The organism is Streptomyces sp. NPDC060002 (assembly GCF_042737245.1).
GTDB lineage: Bacteria > Actinomycetota > Actinomycetes > Streptomycetales > Streptomycetaceae > Streptomyces.
The window spans coordinates 166,007-186,053 of record NZ_JBHWUW010000006.1 but is presented as its reverse complement, the minus strand read 5'-3'; the positions used below and the strand labels follow the sequence as shown (position 1 = coordinate 186,053).

General features: G+C 73.6%; 13 protein-coding genes. 8 read left to right on the top strand and 5 right to left on the bottom strand.

All coding sequences use genetic code 11. From position 1 onward, the window contains the following. Positions 1 to 32: 32 nt before the first annotated feature. A complete protein-coding gene (locus ACFWBD_RS08630; RefSeq protein ID WP_385664539.1) occupies positions 33 to 584 on the top strand; it encodes a DinB family protein in 552 nt (183 codons plus the stop codon). Positions 585 to 603: 19 nt separating this feature from the next. Here ACFWBD_RS08630 and ACFWBD_RS08625 read toward each other — a convergent pair whose 3' ends face one another. Next, positions 604 to 816, bottom strand: coding sequence for a hypothetical protein (locus ACFWBD_RS08625; RefSeq protein WP_385664538.1), 213 nt, complete (start codon positions 814 to 816; stop codon positions 604 to 606). 334 nt (positions 817 to 1,150) lie between these two features. Between ACFWBD_RS08625 and ACFWBD_RS08620 the strand changes: the two genes are divergently transcribed. After that, complete coding sequence (locus ACFWBD_RS08620; RefSeq protein WP_385664535.1) at positions 1,151 to 3,628, top strand: cellulosome protein; 2,478 nt, start codon at positions 1,151 to 1,153, stop codon at positions 3,626 to 3,628. A 25-nt stretch (positions 3,629 to 3,653) separates the two neighbouring features. On the opposite strand, the gene ACFWBD_RS08615 is transcribed toward ACFWBD_RS08620, so the two are convergent. Then, the gene (locus ACFWBD_RS08615; protein ID WP_385664532.1) at positions 3,654 to 5,054 is read right to left on the bottom strand and encodes a cytochrome P450; all 1,401 of its coding nucleotides are present in this window, start codon (positions 5,052 to 5,054) and stop codon (positions 3,654 to 3,656) included. Positions 5,055 to 5,529: 475 nt separating this feature from the next. Between ACFWBD_RS08615 and ACFWBD_RS08610 the strand changes: the two genes are divergently transcribed. The 6 genes from ACFWBD_RS08610 (at position 5,530) to ACFWBD_RS08585 (ending at position 16,022) form a co-directional block, all read left to right on the top strand. Then, positions 5,530 to 7,032: an acyl-CoA carboxylase subunit beta gene (locus tag ACFWBD_RS08610; RefSeq protein WP_385664680.1), complete on the top strand. Its 1,503-nt coding sequence runs from the start codon at positions 5,530 to 5,532 to the stop codon at positions 7,030 to 7,032. A 67-nt stretch (positions 7,033 to 7,099) separates the two neighbouring features. Continuing rightward, positions 7,100 to 8,854, top strand: coding sequence for a fatty acyl-AMP ligase (locus ACFWBD_RS08605; protein ID WP_385664529.1), 1,755 nt, complete (start codon positions 7,100 to 7,102; stop codon positions 8,852 to 8,854). Then, positions 8,851 to 12,936 carry a beta-ketoacyl synthase N-terminal-like domain-containing protein gene (locus ACFWBD_RS08600; RefSeq protein ID WP_385664526.1) on the top strand — a complete coding sequence of 1,362 codons (4,086 nt, stop codon included), beginning with the start codon at positions 8,851 to 8,853 and terminating at the stop codon, positions 12,934 to 12,936. Before ACFWBD_RS08605 ends, ACFWBD_RS08600 begins: the two co-directional genes overlap by 4 nt. Before the next feature lie 9 nt (positions 12,937 to 12,945). After that, complete coding sequence (locus ACFWBD_RS08595) at positions 12,946 to 13,890, top strand: alpha/beta hydrolase (protein WP_385664523.1); 945 nt, start codon at positions 12,946 to 12,948, stop codon at positions 13,888 to 13,890. 122 nt (positions 13,891 to 14,012) lie between these two features. Next, a complete protein-coding gene (locus ACFWBD_RS08590; protein ID WP_385664520.1) occupies positions 14,013 to 15,221 on the top strand; it encodes a PucR family transcriptional regulator in 1,209 nt (402 codons plus the stop codon). A gap of 159 nt (positions 15,222 to 15,380) precedes the next feature. Continuing rightward, positions 15,381 to 16,022: a cutinase family protein gene (locus ACFWBD_RS08585; protein WP_385664517.1), complete on the top strand. Its 642-nt coding sequence runs from the start codon at positions 15,381 to 15,383 to the stop codon at positions 16,020 to 16,022. 73 nt (positions 16,023 to 16,095) lie between these two features. Here ACFWBD_RS08585 and ACFWBD_RS08580 read toward each other — a convergent pair whose 3' ends face one another. The 3 genes from ACFWBD_RS08580 to ACFWBD_RS08570 form a co-directional block, all read right to left on the bottom strand. Further along, complete coding sequence (locus ACFWBD_RS08580; RefSeq protein WP_385664514.1) at positions 16,096 to 17,817, bottom strand: hypothetical protein; 1,722 nt, start codon at positions 17,815 to 17,817, stop codon at positions 16,096 to 16,098. A gap of 118 nt (positions 17,818 to 17,935) precedes the next feature. After that, positions 17,936 to 18,376 (bottom strand): OsmC family protein, encoded by a 441-nt coding sequence (locus ACFWBD_RS08575; protein ID WP_385664511.1) that lies wholly within the window; start codon positions 18,374 to 18,376, stop codon positions 17,936 to 17,938. Between the two features lie 130 nt (positions 18,377 to 18,506). Then, on the bottom strand, positions 18,507 to 19,922 hold the full coding sequence (locus ACFWBD_RS08570) for a DEAD/DEAH box helicase (RefSeq protein ID WP_385664509.1): 1,416 nt from the start codon (positions 19,920 to 19,922) through the stop codon (positions 18,507 to 18,509). Positions 19,923 to 20,047 lie beyond the last annotated feature (125 nt).

Below are 20,047 nucleotides of genomic sequence, written 5' to 3'. Positions count from 1 at the left end.
TCGCGGAACAGTACTCACGGAAGAAGGCGACCATGAGCAAGCCCACATCCCTCGACGAGACCACCGCAGCCCCCGTCGGCGGCGAGCGCGCCGATCTGCTGGAGTCGCTCGCCAAGCAGCGGCACTTCCTGCGCTTCACCACCCGCGACCTCACGGACGAGCAGGTCGGTCTGCGGACCACCGCGAGCGCACTCTGTCTCGGCGGCCTGGTCAAGCACGTCGCCTCGGTCGAACGGGGTTGGGCGCAGTTCATCCTGGAGGGCCCCTCCTCGATGCCCGACTTCACCAGCATGACCGAGGAGGACTTCGCCAAGCGGGCCGACGAGTTCCGGATGCTGCCCGGCGAGACGCTGGCGGGGGTGCTGAAGGAGTACGACGAAGTGGCGCGGCGTACCGACGAACTGGTCGTGTCCCTGCCCGATCTGAACGCGGATCACCCCCTGCCGCCGGCGCCGTGGAACGAGCCGGGCGGCCGCTGGTCGGCCCGCCGCGTCCTGCTGCACATCGTCGCGGAGACCGCCCAGCACGCGGGTCACGCGGACATCATCCGCGAGTCCCTGGACGGCGCGAAGAGCATGGGCTGAGGCCCCTCACCGAGGGCCGTCACCCGACCTCGAAGGCGTTCAGCTGCACGACGTCGGGCCAGGGCGGGAAGAACGGGTCGCACCCCCGGGCGAGGCCTCGGCCACCGGCCCCGATGAAGTCGCCCGGGGTTCGGGACGGGTCGTCCGCGGTGCCCTGGAACAGCCGGTCGGGGTGCCCGGTGGCCCAGGGGTGGTCGGGGGCGACGTGGTCGGGGACGAAGTCGAGGATCAACCGCACTCCCCGGGCGGCCAGTCGTCCCCGGGCCTCGGCCAGTCCGTGCGGTCCGCCGAAGGAGGCGTCGACGACGTAGTCCCGTACGCAGTAGGGGGATCCGGCGATGTCCGCCCGCCTCGGTGACGTCGGGCAGGGCGGCGCGCAACGACATCCGCAGGGCCTCGTCGCGCAGCGCGATCGGCAGTCCGGCGGGGCCGCGCTCCCAGACGCCCATCAGCCAGACGGTGTCGATGCCCGGCAGGGCGATCTCGACCCAGGCCTCGCCGGGCACGTCCCCGGAGTGCCCCTGCGCTCCATTGACGGCCTCGGTACGACCGGCCACAATCCTCGCATGGATGTGACCGGTCACACACCGTTCCTGGCGGCAGACACCGCCGCCGCCCCGCAGCGCCTCACCGTCGACCTCGCCGTCTCCGAAGGCCCGGTGCTGCTCGGCGCCAACGGCGCGCTGTACGGGATCGGCGACGACGGGGTGCCCAGCGACGCCGTACTCGCACCGCTGAAGATCACCAGCATCACGCAGAAGCCGCAGGGCGGCGCCCAGCACCCCAACGGGGACGCGCTCTCGGTCGCCAGGTCGTTCTTCCGCAACGGCGGCGGCGAGATCAACGTGATGATGCAGGACGTCTACGCCCAGTGGCCGTACGAGAACCTGGGCATCGACGACTACCTCCCGAAGATCGACGAGATCGTCAAGGAGGTGTCGGCGGACCCGCACGGCGAGCGCTTCGTCCACATCCCGTTCAACGAGCCCGACTGCATCTGGTACGACCTCGGCGTCCCCGACCGGGCGCGGTACGAGGCCAACCGTGACCGGTTCTTCGAGGACTGGAGAACCGTGTACCGGCGCATCCGCGCCATCGACCCCGGGGCGAGGATCGCCGGGCCCAACGAGACGGGCTACCACTCCCGCCTGATGGCCGACTTCCTCGCCTTCGCCCAGCGGGAGAACGTGCTGCCCCAGGTGGTGACCTGGCACGAGTTGAGCCCCGACTCGTTGCGGGACTTCCAGCGTCACCACGACGACTACCGTGCGATCGAACGCCGGCTGGGCATCGCACCGCTGAGGATCAGCATCGACGAGTACGCCAACCGCCGCGATCTGTCCGTGCCGGGACAGCTCGTGCAGTGGGTGTCGATGTTCGAGCGGAACAAGGTGTACGCCAACCAGGCCTACTGGGACGCCGCCGGCAACCTGGACGGCAACGTGGTGCGCACGAACATACCCAACGGCGGCTGGTGGTTCTTCCGTTGGTACGCCGGACTGACCGGCGACACCGTCGAGGTCACCCCGCCGCGGCCGCACACCGTGGACACCCTCCAGGGCCTCGCCTCCCTCGACGTCGCGCGCCGTCAGGCCCAGGTGCTGTTCGGCGGCTCGGACGGCGACACGGACGTCGTGGTGCGCGGCGTCCCCGGGGCCGTCTTCGGCCGCACGGTCGTCGCGACCGTCGCCGAGGCCGCCTGGTCGGGTTACGAGGGGCAGCATGCGGCTCCGCGGGTCCTCGCCCGCACCGGGCTCGAGGTGGCGGCCGACGGTTCGGTGACCGTGCCGCTGCGCGGCGGGCGCAGGATGTCCGCCTACCGGATCGTCCTCACCCCGGGCGGCGCCGGCACCCCCTCCACCGCGTCCGTGCCCTGGTCGGCGTCGTACGCGGCCCAGGACGCGGTGGTCACCGCAGGCCGGGTCCGCGCACCAGGGACGGTCGCCGACGCCGACGGCTACGCCACCTCCGGCACGAAGAGCGCCGGCTTCCTCGACACCGCCGCCGACCGGGTCGACTTCACGGTGACGGTCCCGGCGGACGGGACGTACGACCTGGCGATCCTCTACGGCAACGAGTCCGGCGCCCCCGCCACCCAGAAGCTGCTCGTCGACGGCGCGGACCCGGTCACGGTGACGTACCCCTCCACCCAGAACCGGGCCTACCTCGCCCGGAAGCACCTCGGCGTCGAACTGTCGGCCGGCACTCGTGTACTGACCCTCGCGAGGGGCGACGCCGAGGTCTCCCTCGACCGCCTCGACCTCACGGCGCGCACCGGCGCACCCGCGGCGTCGTACGAGGCGACCCTCGCGGACATCGGCGGCAGCCCCTCGTACGACTACTCCTCGTCGGCCGGAGCGGGCACGGGCGCCCTGGTCCTGCGGGAGGGCGACCGGGCCGTCTTCGACGTCTGCGCCCCTCGCGACGGCTACTACACGGTCGTGCCGCGGGCCTCGGCGCCGGTGCGGCTCACGCTGCACGGCGAGCGGGTGACGGCGGCGCCGGACCGGCCCCTGCGGCTCTACCTGGTGGCGGGCAACAACCGCGTCGCGCTGACCGCGGAGCACGCGGCCGTCCGGTCCCTCGACGTCTCGGGGGCGGGCTCGACCGCCGGCACCCTCTCCTACGCCGCCGCGTCCGCCGCCCTCACCGGCGGGGCGAAGCTCGTCGACTCCGCCCATGCCCTCGGCGGCTCCTGCATCGACGACCTCGGCAACAGCCCCGACAGCGCCGCCGAGTTCACGGTGCACGCGCCCGACCCCGGCCGCCATGTGCTGGTCGTCCACTACGCGCACGACGACCGCCGCGACAACGGCCACGCCTACAACACCGACATCCTGTCCCGTACGGCGGATCTCAGCGTCGGCGCCGCAGCGCCGCGGAGGGTCACCTTCAAGAACACCTGGAGCCGGGACGACTACTGGACCCTGGGCGTCGCCGTCGACCTGCGGAAGGGCGCCAACAGCGTGACCTTCCGCAACGCGACGGGCCGGGCCCCGCGCATCGGCGGCATCGAACTGGGCCGGGTGTTCCGGCGGTCGTAGTCCGACGCGCGCCGATGCCCCGGGGTCAGCGGCCGACGCCGATCAGGCCCGTCAGATAGCGCCACAGCGACGAGCGCTGCCGGACCGCCGGATCGGGCGGTCCGGTCCCGGCCGGTTCCTCGGCCGGGGCCGGCGCGGACGGCGGCTCCGGCATCGTGGCCAGTTCGTACCGTACGGGCAGAGAGCGCAGGCCGCGCATGAAGGGCGAGGAGCGCCACGGGAGTTGATCGACGGGGAGGGCGAGGTCCAGGTGGGTGAACCGCTCGAACAGCCGGCCCACGCCGACCGCCGCGACCGTCGACGCGAGCTCGCGCGCGGGGCACTGGCGAGGGCCCGCGCCCCAGGCCAGATGCGCCCGGGTGCTGACCGTGGTGCCGGACTCCGCATGGGCGGCGAAGAGGGGGTCGGCGTGCGCCGCCGCGGAGGAGACCCACACCGGGTCGCCGGCCCGGATCGTGTACTTCCCGAGCCGGGTGTCCTCGGCCGCGAAGCGCGGCACGAAGTTCACCAGCGGCGGCTTGCGCATGACCACCCGGTTCATGCTCTCCCTGACCATCCCGGCGGACAGGCTGGCGCGTACGCCGCCCTCGCCCGAGATGACTTCGACCACCGTGTTGGAGATGAGGATGCCGACATGGTCGGAGGTCATGCCCAGCAGCATGAACAACTCGCGGGCCAGCTCGTCGAGCGAGAGTTCGGGATGTGCTGCCAGCAGGTACGAGGGAAAGTCCTCCCCCGGCTTCTCCAGCTTCCCCGCCGCCAGTTCGGCGAGCGCCGCCAGCAGCCGTTCCAGGGCGGGCTCCGCGTCCGGACCCGCGTCCAGTACGCGCCACATGTCCATCAGCGCGTCGTCGCCCTGTGAACCGGGGAAGCCGAGCAGATGGCTGGCCACCATCAGCGGCAGCGGGCGGGAGAACTGGGCGGACAGGTCCGCCCAGCCCGTGCCGCCGGCCTGCCCCACCAGGCTGATCAGTTCGTCGGCGTAGGCGCCGACGGCCGTCTTCAGCCTCTTGGCCTGCGGGTGGCGCGGGTCCTGGAACGGCTTGAGGGCGGCGTCCCACGCCGTCCGCAGCGGCCGGTAGCCGGGGCCGCCCTGGATCAGTACGTGGTTGACCTCGAGGGACGGTCCGAGCGGCCAGTCGGCCGGCACCCGCCCCTCCGAGCGGGCCCGCCAGTTCTCCAGCCCCTTGGGCCACCCGGCGTCGTCCTGGAGCACCTCGAGCGACTCGCGGTAGCCCAGGACCAGCCATGCGGGCACCCCCAGCAGGTCGACCGGCGCGACCGGACCGTGCTGCTGTCTGAGCCGCTCGTACACGAGCGAGGGGCGCGTCTCGTAGTCCCGGGTCAGCAGCGGTTGTGGAGTCATCGACTCCAAGCGCGCGCCGTCCAGCTCCACGGATCCGCCGTCGCCCACCTGCGATTCCATCGCTCTGCCGCCCTCCGACACTCCCCGTACCGGCGCGTCGTCATTCGGTAGCCGGAACCGGTCGGACCCTATCCCAGGACCCCGCCCGCGGTGAACGACGGGGGCACCGCTCGGCGGGAGCCCCGCAACCGCCGCCACCGAGCACCGCGCGGTCTCAACCCGAGCGACTCACAGGTCGGTTGCTGCCGTCGAAGCCGAACCGCGCGGGTATGCGCCGCCGTCGGCCTTGTCACGCCAGGACGAACCCGCGTCCCCGAGGACTCAACTCACGCAAACAGAACGGTGATCCCTCCGGTTCGCTCCCGCATCGCTGCCATATTCGAGAACCACTTCGGAGGTGGCTGTGACGCGAGAGGCGACAACATCCCTGGCTACGACGACGGCTACGGCTGCGGCTGCGGCGACGGCTGCGGAGAGAGAGGCAGCGACAGCGACGAGCACGGCGGATCGTACCGCCGACCGCACCGCCGACCGCATCGCGGACCTGGCCCGCCGTCAGGCGCGGGCGGTGGTACCGGGCACGCCCAGGAGACCAGGGGCCCTCGGTGCGCGGGCGCGGATCGAACGGCTGCTGGACGAGGGCTCCTTCACGGAGACCGGCGGGTTCGTCCGGGCCCGGTCCACGGGGGACGGCGCCCGCCGGCCCTACGGGGACGGGGTCGTCACCGGGTACGGCACGGTCGACGGACGGCCGGTCTGTGTGTTCGCCCAGGACTCCACGGTCTTCGGCGGCAGCATGGGCGAGGCCTTCGGCGAGAAGACCGTGGCCCTCATGGACCTCGCGCTGAAGACCGGCTGTCCGGTCGTCGGGCTCAACGACTCCGGCGGCGCCCGGATCCAGGAGGGCGTCGCCTCGCTCGCCCTCTACGCCGAGCTGGTGCGCCGCAACGTGCGGGCGTCCGGGGTCATCCCGCAGATCTCGGTCGTCCTGGGTCCCTGCGCGGGCGGCGCCGCGTACTCGCCGGCCATCACCGACTTCACCGTGATGGTGGACGGCGTCTCGCACATGTTCGTCACCGGGCCCGACGTCATCGAGGCCGTCACCGGCGAGCGCACCACCGCCGAGGAGCTGGGCGGCGCCCGCGCGAGCAACTCCGTGAACGGCAACGCCCACTTCCTGGCCGTCGACGAGGAGGACGCCCTCGACACCGTGCGCGACCTGCTGTCGTACCTGCCCGCCAACAACCTCGGGCGGCCGCCGGAGTACGCGCCCACGCCCGCCCCCGACGGGGCCCGGCTCGACACGCTGGTCCCCGACCGGACGGGCCAGGCCTACGACATGCGCGACCTCCTGCACACGGTCGTCGACGACGGCGAACTGCTGCAGGTGCAGGAGCTGTTCGCGCCGAACATCATCTGCGCCCTGGCCCGGGTCGAGGGCGCCACCGTCGGGATCGTCGCCAACCAGCCGATGCACGCGGCCGGTGTCCTCGACATCGACGCCTCCGAGAAGGCCGCGCGGTTCGTGCGGTTCTGCGACGCGTTCGGCATCCCGCTGCTGACCTTCGCCGACGTCCCCGGCTACCTCTCCGGTGTCAGCCAGGAACAGGCCGGCATCATCCGGCGCGGCGCCAAGCTGCTGTACGCCTACGCCGAGGCGACGGTCCCGAAGATCACGGTGGTGGTGCGCAAGGCGTACGGGGGCGGCTACGCGGTGATGGGCTCCAAACACCTGGGCGCCGACCTCAACCTCGCCTGGCCCACCGCCCGTATCGCCGTCATGGGCGCGGAGGGCGCCGTCGGCGTGCTGCACCGGCGTGAACTCGCCGCGGCCGACGATCCCGAGGCGCTGCGCGCCGAGCTCGTCGCCGCGTACGAGGCCACCCACGGGACGCCCTACCCCGCCGCCGAACGCGGGTACGTCGACGCCGTCATCGCCCCTCGCGACACCCGCGCGCACCTGTGCCGTGCCCTGCGCGCGCTGCGCGGGAAACGCGCCCCGATGCCGGAGCGACGGCACGGCAACATCCCGCTCTGAACGGCACCATCCCGCTCTGATCCGCCCGACCCGCCGGCCGACACCGCGCCGTGAGGAGCCACGCCCCATGGACAGCAGCCCCCCGCTCGCGCCCGCGTACCGGACCCTGCCCGAGTATCTGCGGCACTGGGCCGAAACCGCCCCGGACCGCCGGGCGTTCACGTTCGTCGACCACCCCGCCCCGCACGCGCGGGGCATACACCGCACGCTGACCTGGCGGAGTCTGGATCTGCGTGTGCGGGCGCTCGCGGCCCGGCTCGCCGAGGAGGCCGAGCCCGGGGCCCGGGTGGCCGTGCTGTGCCCGCAGGGCACGGAGTACGTCACCGGATTCCTGGCGGCGCTGACCGCCGGGCTGGTCGCCGTACCGCTGTATCCGCCCGGCCTGCCCGGGCACGGGGACCGGCTCGCCGGGGTGCTGGCCGACGCGCGTCCCGCGGTCGTGGTGACCACGAGCCGGGCCATGGCGGAGGTCGCCGAGCTCTCCGCGCACGGGGGCGTGCCGGCCGTCGCGGTGGACCGGGTCCCCGACACCGCCGCCCGGGACCGGCCGGTGGCCGCGCCGGACCCCGGGGCGACCGCCTATCTCCAGTACACGTCCGGATCCACCCGCGCTCCGGCGGGCGTGGAGATCACCCATGCAAACGTGGTCGCCAACGCCCGCCAGGCACTGACCGCCTACGGCGCCGACACGGTCCCGGTGACCTGCGTGGGCTGGCTGCCGCTCTACCACGACATGGGGCTCGTGCTGAGCGTCGCGGCTCCTGTCGTACAGGGTCGTCCGTCGGTCCTCATGGACCCGGCCGCGTTCCTGCACGAGCCGGCCCGCTGGCTGCGGCTGCTCGCCGCGCATCCGCGCGCGCTGAGCGCCGCGCCCAACTTCGCCTACGACTACTGCGTCTCCGCCGTCACCGACGCGCAGAAGGCGGAGCTGCGCCTCGACGGTGTCGCCGCGTTGATCAACGGCAGTGAACCGGTCCGGCCCGGCACCGCCGACCGCTTCCACGCGGCGTTCGCCGACCAGGGCCTTGCCGCGGACGTCCACTGTCCGTCGTACGGGCTCGCCGAGGCCACCGTCTTCGTCAGCGCCGCCCGGCCCGGGGAGCCGCTGCGCCGGTTCGCCCTCGACCGGGACGCCCTCGCCTCCGGAAAGGCCCTGCCCGCGCGGCCCGACGACGCCGACGCCGTGCGGCTGGCCGGCTGCGGCACCCCGGCGGGCCAGCAGGTCCGCATCGTCGATCCGGTCTCCTTCGACTCCCTCTGCGAGGGGGAGGTCGGCGAGATCTGGGTGCGGGGCCCCAACGTGGGGCGCGGCTACTGGAACAACGAGGCCCGGAGCCGGCGCGTCTTCGGCGCCCGGCCGGCCGGCGCCCCGGGCGGCTGGCTGCGCACCGGCGACCTGGGGACGGTGCTGGACGGACAGCTGATCGTCACCGGACGGCTGAAGGACCTCATCGTCGTCGACGGCCGCAACCACTACCCGCAGGACGTGGAGGCCACCGTCCAGGACGCGCATCCGGCCGTACGGCGCGACCGGCTCGCCGCCTTCGGCATTCCGGGCGACGGCGACAGCGCGGGCGACGCGGGTGAGCGCGTGGTCGTCGTGGCCGAGCACACGCGGGCCAGCCGTCTCGACGGGATCGACGTACCGGCCCTGGCGCGGGCCGTGCGCGCGGCCGTCTCCGCCCGGCACGGCCTGCGGCTCGCCGATGTCGTCCTCGTCGCTCCCGGCGCCGTGCCCCGGACGTCCAGCGGCAAGGTGGCGCGCGCCCTCACCCGGGCCCGGTATCTGGACGGCGTCTTCGGGGCGGGGACCGCGCGATGAGCGCCGTCGACGAGGGCGCCCTGCGCCGCCTGATCGCGGAACGGGTCGCCGCCTGGAACGGCACCGGCGGCGACGAGGTACCGATGGACCTGCCGCTGGCCGACCTCGGCATGTCCTCGCGGGACGCGGTGGGCCTGGCCGGGGAGCTGTCCCGGCTGACGGGCCGTGAGCTGCCGGCGACGCTGCTCTGGTCGGCGCCCACGCTGGAAGCGCTGGTGGCACAGCTGCGCGGGCCGGCGGCTCGGCATCTCCCCGCGCCGCACCTCTCCGCGACGCCCACGGCCTCTCCCCCGGCAGCGCCCGACGAGCCCGTCGCGGTCATCGGGGTCGGGTGCCGGCTGCCCGGCGGGGTGCGCGGCCCGGCCGACTACTGGCGGCTGCTGGGCGAAGGGACCGACGCGATCGGGCCGGTCCCCGCGGACCGCTGGCGGGACTTCACCGCCTTCCCGCCCGCCGACGCGCCCGCGTACGGCGGCTACCTCGACGACATCGCCGGGTTCGACGCCGACTTCTTCCGCATCACACCGCGCGAGGCCACGGTGATGGATCCGCAGCAGCGGATGCTCCTGGAGGTCGTCCACGAGACGCTCGACCACGCCGCCGTCCCGGCCGCCGCCCTCGCCGGCACGGCCACCGGCGTCTTCGTCGGCGTCTGCGCCCAGGAGTACGGACAGCTCACCGGCGCCCGAGCCGCCGCCGTCGATCCGTGGGCCCCGGCGGGCGCGGCGCTCGGTGTGGCCGCGGGCCGGCTGGCGTACGTCCTGGACACCCGCGGGCCGAGCATGGCCGTCGACACCGCCTGCTCGTCCTCGCTCGTCGCCGTGCACCACGCCTGTGTCAGTCTGCGCACCGGCGAGAGCGATCTGGCGATCGCGGCGGGGGTCAACCTGCTGCTGTCGCCCGTCGTCGGTGTCGCGTTCGCGCGGGCGGGCGCCCTCGCGCCGGACGGCCGCTGCAAGCCGTTCTCCACGGCGGCCGACGGTATCGGGCGCGGCGAGGGGTGCGCGGCCGTGCTGCTGAAACGGCTGTCCGACGCCGAGCGCGACGGCGACCGCGTCCTCGCGGTCGTCCGTGCCACCGCCGTGAACTCCGACGGCCGCTCCAACGGTCTCCTCGCACCCAACCCCGCTGCTCAGCAAGCCCTGTTGAGAACCGCCTACGCGCGGGCCGGGCTGGCCCCGGCGCACATCGACTACGTCGAGGCGCACGGCACCGGCACCCCGCTCGGCGACCCGATCGAGGCGGGCGCGCTCGGCACGGTCCTGGGCCCGGACCGCGACCCCGACCAGCCCTTGCTGCTCGGCTCCGCCAAGGGCAACCTCGGGCACCTGGAGTCCGCCGCGGGCGTCGCGGGCCTGGTGAAGACGGTCCTCGCACTGCATCACGACCGCGTTCCGCCCTCGCTGCACTGCGCGCACGGCAGCGCCCTGGACGACGTACGACTGCGGGTGGTGACCGAGCCCGAACCGTGGCCCCGCTACGGCGGCACGGCCACCGCCGGGGTGTCGGCCTTCGGGTTCGGCGGTACCAACGCCCATGCCGTACTGGAGGAATGGCGTCCCGACACGCTGCCGCCGCCCCCGGCCGAGGAGCCGTCCGCCCTGCTGCACCTGCTGTCCGACATCGACACCGAGCGGGTCCGGGACACCGCGGCCCGGCTCGCCGAATGGCTCCGCACGCCCGGGGGAGGCGCCGCTCGTCCGGCCGATGTCGCCCGTACGCTCGCCGGGCGCACCGGGCGCGGGCCGGTACGGGCCGCCGTCGTCGCCCATGACCGCAAGGAACTGGCGGACGGGCTGGGCGCGTTGGCGCAGGGCCGGCCGCATGCGCGGGTACTGACCGGCGACCGGGATCACCTGGGGCGCGGCCCGGTGTGGGTGTTCTCCGGGTACGGCAGCCAGTGGCCCGGCATGGGGCGCCGTCTGCTGGCCGAGGAACCCGCCTTCGCGGCCGCCGTGGAGAAGCTCGACGCGCAGCTCGCCGTCGCCTGCGGCTTCTCGCTCCACGACCGGCTGGCCTCCGGCGCACCGCTCGACCGTGTGGAGATCGCGCAACCCGTGCTGTTCGGGCTGCAGTTGGCGCTCGCCGAGTTGTGGCGCTCGTACGGCGTCGAACCGGTGGCCGTGATCGGTCACTCCATGGGCGAGGTGGCCGCCGCCGTCTGCGCCGGCGCCCTGGACGTGCCGGACGCCGCCCGGGTCGTCACCGTGCGGGCCCGGCTGCTGAGCCGGCTGCACGGCGGCGCGATGGCCGTCGTCGACCTGAACGACGACGAACTCGCCGATCTGGAGGGCGAGTTCCCTGGGGTTCAGGTCGCCGTCCACTCCTCGCCCCGGCAGAAGGTCGTCACCGGGGACGAGGACTCGGTCGCCCGGCTCGTGCACCGGCTCGAGGAACAGGGCCGCGCCGCCCGGGCCATGCGGGTCGTCGGCGCCGGACACTCGCCCCAGGTGGACCCGCTGCTGCCGGAACTGACCGACACCCTCTTCGACATCCGGGGCCTGCCTGCGCGCATCCCCGTCTACTCCACCGTCCTCGACGACCCGCGCGGCGACTGCCGGTTCGACGCGGCCCACTGGGCCGCCAATCTCCGCCGGCCCGTGCGCCTGGACCGGGCCCTCGCGGCGGCCGCCGCCGACGGCCACACCGCCTTCGTCGAGATCTCGCCGCATCCGGTCCTGGCCCGGCCGGTGACCGACACGGTGCCCGGCGCCCTCGCGGTGGGCACCCTGCGCCGCGACGCGGACGGCCGCGCCGGGTTCCTCGCGGAGCTGGGCGCCCTGTACGCCGCCGGCCTGCCCCTGCCGCGTCCGCCCGGCCGGGTCGTCGACGTGCCCGTACCGCGCTGGCGGCACACCCGGTACTGGTGGACGGACGGCCGGGCCCCCGACGCGACGACGGCAGCGGCGGCGGGGCGATGGGCCGGGCCCGCCGCACCGGGCGAGGAGGCCTGCGGTCCGGGCGAGGTGGCCGACGGTCCGGTCTCGGTCACCTCCCGCCTGAGCCACCACATCGCCGCCGTCACCGGCCACCCGACGGCCCGTGTCACACCTGGCACGGCGCTGGCCGACCTCGGCCTGGACTCGCTGATGGCCGTCCGTATCCGGACCGCCCTGGAACGCGAGTTCCGGGTCGACCTGCCGCTGCGGGACCTGCTCGGCGCCGCCACCGTCGACGAGGTGGCCGACCGCATCCGACGGTCCCTGCCCGCGACAGCGCCGACGACGGCGACCACGGGGGACGAGAAGGAGGGACCCTCCGCGCTGCGGGCCCTGCGCACCACCGGCTCCCGGCCGCCGCTGTTCCTGTTCCACGCGGCCGGCGGTCGCGCCGACGTCTACCGCGCGCTCGCCGGACGGCTCGGGGACGACCGTCCGGTGCACGGGCTGGAACGGCTGGAGGACGCCCGTACCGTGCCGGAGAAGGCGCGCCGCTACGCCGAGGCGATCATCGCCGCCCACCCCGACGGGCCCTGTCTGCTGGGCGGCTGGTCCTTCGGCGGGTTCCTCGCCCAGGAGACGGCACGACAACTCACCGCCGCGGGACGGGCCGTGCCGCTGGTCGTGCTCATCGACTCGGTGCGGCCCCTCCCGCGCCCCGGCCGCACGCAGGCCGACCGTGTCCGCGCGCACCTCACCGGCTTCGCCCGGCACGTCGCCGACACCTACGGGGTGCGGATGGGGCTGCCGTACGACGAGCTCGTGGCGATGGACGACGACCGCGAGCGCATCGACCTCGTGCTGCGGACCCTGCGCGGGGCCGTCGAGGTACCGGCGGCCGCGCTGGAGCACCAGCGGGCCTCCTACCTGGACCTGAGGGTCGGCGAGGCCCACCGTCCGGGCCGTCACGACGGCCGCGTGATCCTGTACCGGGCCACCGAACCGGCTCCGCACACCGTGCGCGACCCGGCGTACGAACGGGACGACGAGACCCTCGGCTGGGACGAGGTCTGCCCGCGTCTGACGGTCGTACCGGTCCCGGGGCACCACCTCTCGCTGCTCGACCCACCGCACGTCGACGTGATCGCCGCCCATCTGCGGCAGGTGCTCGCGACGCCGAGCGGAGCCGCTGAACCTGACTGAGGAGCCGCCATGCCGCAGCACACCGCCCGACCGTCCCGACGCGCCGTCACGAGGGCCGCGGCGGCCACCGGCCTGGCCGCCCTGTTCAGCACCACCGGCGCCGCGGGACGCGCCCGGGCCGCGACCCGGCGCGGGCCGCGGACCTTCGACGTGTCCGTGTCCTCCCCCGCGCTGGGGCGCAGCGCGCCGGTCCGGCTGATCCTGCCGTCGGACTTCGACGCCCGGCCCACGCGGAGCTACCCCGTCCTGTACCTCCTGCACGGCGCCCACGACGACTACACGTCCTGGACCCGGGAGACGGACATCGAGGCCTTCACCGAGGGCCGCGACCTGATCGTGGTCATGCCGGACGCGGGCCCCACGGGCATCCCCACCGCCTGGCGCGGCGGCCCCGACTACGAGACCTTCCAGCTCCAGGAGGTGCCGGCGCTGCTGGCCCGCGACTACCGGGCGTCCGGCGTGCGGGCCGTCGCCGGGGTCTCCACCGGAGGGTACGGCGCGATGGCGCACGCGGCCCGCCACCCGGGCACGTTCACCGCCGCGGCCTCCTACAGCGGCATCCTCGACACCACCGCCCCCGGCGTGCCCGCCCTCCTGGACGCCATCGTGGCCCGCGAGGGCCTGGCCCCGCACTCGCTCTGGGGCAGTCCGCTGCTCAACGCCCTCACCTGGCGCGACTTCAACCCGCGTGCCCGGGCCGCCGGGCTGCGCGGCACTCCCCTGTACGTCTCCGGCGGCAGCGGGGTGGTCGGCGGCGTCGGCGACTGGCTGCCCGAGGCGCTGGAGAGCACCCTGTGGCCCTCCGCGCACGGCTTCACCGACCTCCTCGCGCTCCTCGGCATCGCGGTCACCACCCACTACTACGCGGGAGGAGGACACAGCTGGACCTACTGGAAGCGGGAGTTCACCGCCTCGTGGCCGATGCTCGCCGGTGCGCTGGGGGTGCCGGAGTGATGTCGGTCCAGCCGGGGCACGGAACGGAGCGCAGGGGTCGTCCGTCCAACACAGGACGTCCCCCTCGCCCCACGGGCAACGGCGCGTGGGCGAACCGCCTCCGGGTGAAAGGAGTGTCCGTCGTGGCTGTCCCCACCCCGCGCGGCGTACCCACCGATCCCGGGACCGTTTCGGTTCCGCCCGACCTGGCCGAGCTGCTGCGCGCCCAGCTGGAGGGCGTCGCCGACGAGGTGGAGGAGGAGGTCCGCCGGCAGGTGCCCGAGTACGCCAGGCCGGCCGACGGCACCTACGGCCGCAATCTCCGGGCGGGCGTGGTGCAGGCGCTCACGTTGTTCGTCGACCACATCGCCGATCCGCGCGGCCAGGGAGCCGCCATCGCCGCGACGTACTACGAACTCGGGCGGGGCGAGGCCCTCGAGGGCCGAAGTCTGGACGCGTTGCAGTCCGCGTTGCGGGTGGGCGGGCTGCACGCCTGGCGGCTGATGGCCGGTACGGCGGAGGAACTCGGGCTGGACTCGACGGTCGTGGCCACGCTCGGCGAACTGGCGTTCCGGACCGTGCACGAGGTCGCGGAGGCGGCGGCCGCGGGCTACGCGGAGGCACGGTCGCACAGCACCGACGAGCTGGAACGGCGCCGCCGGCGTCTGCTCGACCTGCTGCTCGGCGACGGGCCGGTGTCCCCGGAGGCGGTGCAGGACCTGGCGCACGGCGCACGCTGGCGGGTGCCGTCGCGGGTCGCCGTCGTCACACTGGCGGCCACCGCGGACCCGTATGCGGCGGACGGGCCACCGGCGATGCCCGGGGCGCTGATGGACATGGGATCACGGCCGCCGCGCGTGCTGGTGCCGGACCCGGAGGGCTCCGGGCGGTTCGGCGGCCGGTCGTTCCTGCTGGGCCTGCAGGGCCGTCCGGCGGCGATCGGCCCGACGGTCCCCCTCGCCGAGGCCGCGCAGTCGCTGCGCTGGGCCACTCGGGCGCTGGGGCTGATGGGCCGAGGGATCCTGCCCCGGCAGGGTGTGGTGCGGTGCGCCGACCATCTGTCGACCCTGCTGCTGTACAGCGACGAGCCGCTGCTGGCCCATCTGCGGACGAGGGCCCTCGCGCCCCTCGACGCCGCTTCCGAGGGACAGCGTGCCCGGCTGGCCGAGACGCTGCTGGCCTGGCTGCTCAGCGGCAGCAACGTGCCCGACGTCGCCGCCCGGCTCCACATCCATCCGCAGACGGTCCGCTACCGCCTGCGCCAGCTGGAGAAGCTCTTCGGCGACGCCCTGCACGATCCCGACGCCCGCCTGGATCTGATCCTCGCCCTGCGCTCGGCGAACTGTTCCTGACGGTCACCGGCACCGCCCGGGCCCGGCCCACTCACCACGGAACAAAAACAAGCGGAATTTCTGAATTACCGTCCATAACGCTCGGCAAGGCAACGCGAATACCTTCGGGACTGTCCTTTTCATCAGGCGCTTCACGCGCCCCACCCGCAAAGGATCCCCATGCGTATCCGCTTGTGCCTCGCCGCGCTCTCACTCGCCGGCGGGGCCGGTCTCGCCACTCTCTCGGCACCCGCCGCATCGGCTGCCACCTGCTCGGACATCGACGTCGTGGCCGCTCGCGGCACCTTCGAGCCGGGCACGCTCGGCCTGATCGTCGGCGACCCGGTGTTCTCCGCGCTCCAGAAGAAACTGACAGGCAAAACCTTGTCCAGCTACGCGGTGAACTATCCCGCCGACCTTTCCCTGACCTCGGCCGCACAGGGAAACGCGGATCTGGTGAACCACGTCAGGACGCAGTCGGCAGCCTGCCCGAATCAGCGTTACATTCTCGTCGGCTATTCGCAGGGCGCGAATGTCGTCGACAATTCCATCGGCATCAGCAGTGCGGGCGCGGTGGTCGGCAGCCCCATCGTCGCGACCCTCCCCACCGCGGTCGAGCCGAGGGTCGCCGCGGTCCTGCTGTTCGGCAACCCCATCCGGGCCCTCGGCAAGAGCGTCACCGGCACCTACCAGAGCCGCACCATCGACTTCTGCGCCACCGGTGACCCCGTCTGCGAGAACGGCGGCGACGACGTACTGGCGCATCTCGGCTACACCGCCGACGCCGGCGCGGCGGCCACGTTCGCCGCAGGCAAGGTCTGACCGCACCGGAACACCGGCCCACGGCAGGGCCCGGGAGGACGATCCTCCCGGGCCCTTCGGCCGTGCGCGACGGCTATCGGGGAGTGCGGGCGAACTCCGAGAGAGCACCGGACACGGGTTCGGGAAGCCCGTCGTTCTGTACCGGCGCCGCGGTCAGCACGTCGAGGTGCTGATAGCCGGCGGCGACCACGGGGTGCAGGCCGGCCGGGATACGGCCCGCGAGCAGCCCGTCGCCCGCGAGCACGGTGAGCGTCGGACGGGCCGTCAGCCCTGCGGGATGGACGACGAGCCTCTTCACCTGGGGTGAAGCGGCCAGCTGGAGGTCGGTGACCAGTTTGGTCGGGAAGTACTGCTCGGTGAAGTCGAGCGGCTGCTCCGCCAGACTGCGGGCCAGCTCCCGGAGGTCGGTGACCTCCTTGCCCGCGTCGGTGAACGGCGTACCGTCGGCCGACCGGTACCCGGGGTCGTCGGCGTCGCCGACCCGGTCGTAGTCGCGCCAGGTGTACAGCGGCCCGTGGGGCTGCGCGGGGATGGCCTTGTACCCGACGCCGAACAGCTGCGTAGGCTGCGCGCCGCCGTTGGCCACGGGGAAGCTCTTGTCCGTGACCGGCCCGCCGTCGAAGAAGCCCACACTGCTCTGGAGGAACGCCAGCGGTACGGAGTTGTCGTCCATCAGCGCCCCGAGCACCGTGGCGTTGGTGAGCCGGAAGTCCTTCACCCCGGGTGAGCCGGTGAGGAAGGCGGCGGTGTCCTTCGAGAACAGGAAGCGGTTGGTGGCCTCGATGTTGATGCCGGAGGGCAGATAGGCCGGCAGGTCCGCCTCGCCGTCCGGGTCGCGCACGGCGCCCACTCCGGCGATGGCGAGCAGGGTCATGGTCGCCGGGTTGAGCAGCACCGGCGCGGACATCGAGCGCGGCACCAGCCCGGTGTCCAGCCCCGCCTGCACCGCCGCGTAGCCGAGCCCGACGTCGGGCAGGCCGGTGTCGTCGGGCAGGCTGCCGCTCAGGTCGGCCAGCGAGGTGGAGACGGTCGTGTCGAGGGCGAAGTAGCCGGCGCACTGGTTGTGTCCGGCGTCCGCCAGGGTGGTGGGGTCGCCGTCGAAGTCGGCCGCCGCGAAGTACCCGGTGACGACCCCGCCCAGCGAGTGTCCGCCGCACAACACCTTGCTCCCGCGCAGGCCCTGGTCGGGCAGTTCGTGTGCCAGCAGGTCGTATTCGTCCCGGACGGTCTGTTCGATGCCGAGCTTCGCCATCCACCCGAGCCGGTCGTCGTCGACGAAGCCCTCGAAGACCCGGCCGTCGACCGGCTTGGCCCGGTAGTAGTAGTCGACGGCGGTGTGCTGGTCGCCGGAAGCGATGCCGGTGCGGTCCTCCAGGCAGTTGGAGCGCCGGTCCAACGCCCAGAACTCGATGTGCCGCCCCTGCGCGGCGGCCTTCGCGACGGTGCCGCGGGCCACGCTGTCGAAGGCTCCGGCGCCCTCCAGGATGCCCGGCTGGGCCACGAGGATCCGGTCGGCGTCGGCCGACGCCGCCGGTCCGTCGGCGGAGCGATAGCGCAGATACGACAGCTGGTCGCATGCCGTCGGCCGGTCCCCGAAGGACCGCGGTAACGGCATCTTCACCCGTACCACCGACTCGGTCACGCCGTCGGCCGGGTGCGTCGACGGCACGGGCGTCTCGGTCCGTGCGCCGTCTCCCCGAGCGTCCGGGGCGGCCGCGGTGAGCGCCCCCGTGGTCAGCAGCACCGCCAACGCCGCGCCGCGCCACGTCCTTCCTCTGCTACGACTCGTGTTCATAGCCGGACCGTAGGGCCGTGGAACGCGGGCGTTCGGGAAGTGCTCACAAGAACGCAGCGCTCGACGGCAGGCTTGTCACCGGCCCGCAGAGAACGCGGCGGCGGGTGGCGTGGCTCGGTCAGGCATCCGTGACGGTCGCGGTGACGGGGGTGCCGATCTCGACGGTGCGGCTGACGGTGCACAGCCGGTTGTGGGAGACCGCGACCGCCCGGGGCAGGATCGCGCGGGCCCGGTCGCCGGAGGCTCCTTCGGGAAAGGTGACGGAGAAGGTGACCGCGAGGTCGGTCATCCGGTTGCCGAAATCGTCGCTGATCTTGTCGCCGGTCACGGTGACGGTGAACTCGCCGGGCTCCGCGTGCCGGCCCGTGGCGACGTCGACGTCGGCGGCGGTGCAGCCGCCGATCGCCGCGAGCAGGAGCTCGACCGGGGTGAAGTCGGTACCGCCGTCGGAATCGGAGCCGGTACCGAAACCGATGGTGCCACCGCGGACGTTCGTCGCGGTGAACCGGCCGGCGCCGGTCCGCTCGATGGTGACGAGGCGCTGGGAGTCTTCGCTCATGCCGACGACACTAGTGCCGCGCCCCTGGCACGCCACGCGGGCAGAACTCCGTCCCGCACCGCCTCGCCCTGCCGGGCGGCCCGGGGGACAAGGCAGGCCCGCGGGGGCGCTCGGCCCGGCCCGTCGTGGGCTATGCGCCGCGGCGCACCCGGGCGGCCGCGCGCGCCTCCGCGGCCTGACGGGCTTCGGCGGCCTTGCGGGACTCGCCACCGCGGCCGGGCCGCCCCGGGCGGGTGCCCATACCGCCGAAGGGCGCGCCGCCGCGCTTCTGACGCTCCGCGACGACCGGCCCGCTGCCGCCGACGGGGACGCCGGAGGGAGCCTGGGCGCCGGTGATACGGCTCAGCTCGGCCTCGCCGGAGCGGATCGGTGTGATCTGCGCCCGGATGCCCGCGTCGGACAGCAGCCGGGCCATGTCCCGGCGCTGACTGTGCGTGACCAGCGTGACGACACTGCCGGACTCGCCGGCGCGTGCGGTGCGGCCGCCGCGGTGCAGGTAGTCCTTGTGGTCGGCGGGCGGGTCGACGTTGACGACGAGGTCGAGGTCGTCGACGTGGATGCCGCGGGCCGCGACGTTGGTCGCCACCAGCACCGTGACGCGGCCGTCCTTGAACTGGGCCAGGGTGTGGTTGCGCTGGGGCTGCGACTTGCCGCCGTGCAGCGCGGCGGCCCTGACGCCACTGCCCAGCAGGTGGCGGGTGAACTGGTCGACGGCGTGCTTGGTGTCCAGGAACATGAGCACGCGCCCTTCGCGGGCGGCGATCTCGGTGGCGGTGGCGTACTTGTCGGCGCCGTGCACCTGAAGGACGTGGTGCTCCATGGTGGTGACCGCGCCCGCCGACGGATCGACCGAGTGGACCACCGGGTCATGGAGGTAGCGACGGACCAAAAGGTCGATGTTGCTGTCGAGCGTGGCTGAGAACAGCATGCGCTGGCCGTCGGGGCGTACCTGGTCAAGCAACTCGGTGACCTGGGGCATGAAGCCCATGTCGGCCATCTGGTCGGCCTCGTCGAGGACGGTGATGTCCACCCGGTCCAGGCGGCAGTCCTTGCGCTCGACGAGATCCGTGAGGCGGCCCGGAGTCGCGACGACCACCTCGGCACCGGCCCGTAGCGCGCCGGACTGCCTGCCGATCGACATGCCGCCGACCACGGTGGCCAGCCGCAGCTTCAGCAGCCCGGCGTACGGGGTGAGCGCGTCGCTGACCTGCTGGGCCAGCTCGCGGGTGGGGACGAGGACCAGGGCCAGCGGCTTCCGCGGCTCGGCACGCCGGCCGGCCGTGCGCACCAGGAGCGCCAGGCCGAAGGCGAGCGTCTTGCCCGATCCGGTGCGCCCGCGGCCCAGGACGTCGCGGCCCGCGAGCGAGTTCGGCAGCGTGGCGGCCTGGATCGGGAACGGCTCGTTCAGGCCGTGCCCGGCGAGCATCTCCAGCAGCGCGGCGGGCATGTCCAGTTCACCGAAGGTCGCGGCGGCGGGGAGCGCGGGGGTGACGGTGACCGGGAGAGCGAACTCGGAACGGTCATTCGTGCGAGCTGAACGGTTCAACGGAGAACCTTCCTCGACGGGGCACGCATCGAGGAATTCCCGGCAGGAGTGCGAACGAGCCGGACGAATTGCAAGCACGAGCCGAAAATGAGACTGAAAGAATTCCATCAGAATCTTCGGAATCC

Excerpts from the sequence above, each read along its gene's own strand:
- ACFWBD_RS08605 (WP_385664529.1), top strand. The coding sequence starts at position 7,100 with ATGGACAGCAGCCCCCCGCTCGCGCCCGCGTACCGGACCCTGCCCGAG.
- ACFWBD_RS08585 (WP_385664517.1), top strand. The coding sequence starts at position 15,381 with ATGCGTATCCGCTTGTGCCTCGCCGCGCTCTCACTCGCCGGCGGGGCC.
- ACFWBD_RS08620 (WP_385664535.1), top strand. The coding sequence starts at position 1,151 with ATGGATGTGACCGGTCACACACCGTTCCTGGCGGCAGACACCGCCGCC.
- ACFWBD_RS08595 (WP_385664523.1), top strand. The coding sequence starts at position 12,946 with ATGCCGCAGCACACCGCCCGACCGTCCCGACGCGCCGTCACGAGGGCC.
- ACFWBD_RS08575 (WP_385664511.1), bottom strand. The coding sequence starts at position 18,376 with ATGAGCGAAGACTCCCAGCGCCTCGTCACCATCGAGCGGACCGGCGCC.
- ACFWBD_RS08615 (WP_385664532.1), bottom strand. The coding sequence starts at position 5,054 with ATGGAATCGCAGGTGGGCGACGGCGGATCCGTGGAGCTGGACGGCGCG.
- ACFWBD_RS08630 (WP_385664539.1), top strand. The coding sequence starts at position 33 with ATGAGCAAGCCCACATCCCTCGACGAGACCACCGCAGCCCCCGTCGGC.
- ACFWBD_RS08580 (WP_385664514.1), bottom strand. The coding sequence starts at position 17,817 with ATGAACACGAGTCGTAGCAGAGGAAGGACGTGGCGCGGCGCGGCGTTG.
- ACFWBD_RS08600 (WP_385664526.1), top strand. The coding sequence starts at position 8,851 with ATGAGCGCCGTCGACGAGGGCGCCCTGCGCCGCCTGATCGCGGAACGG.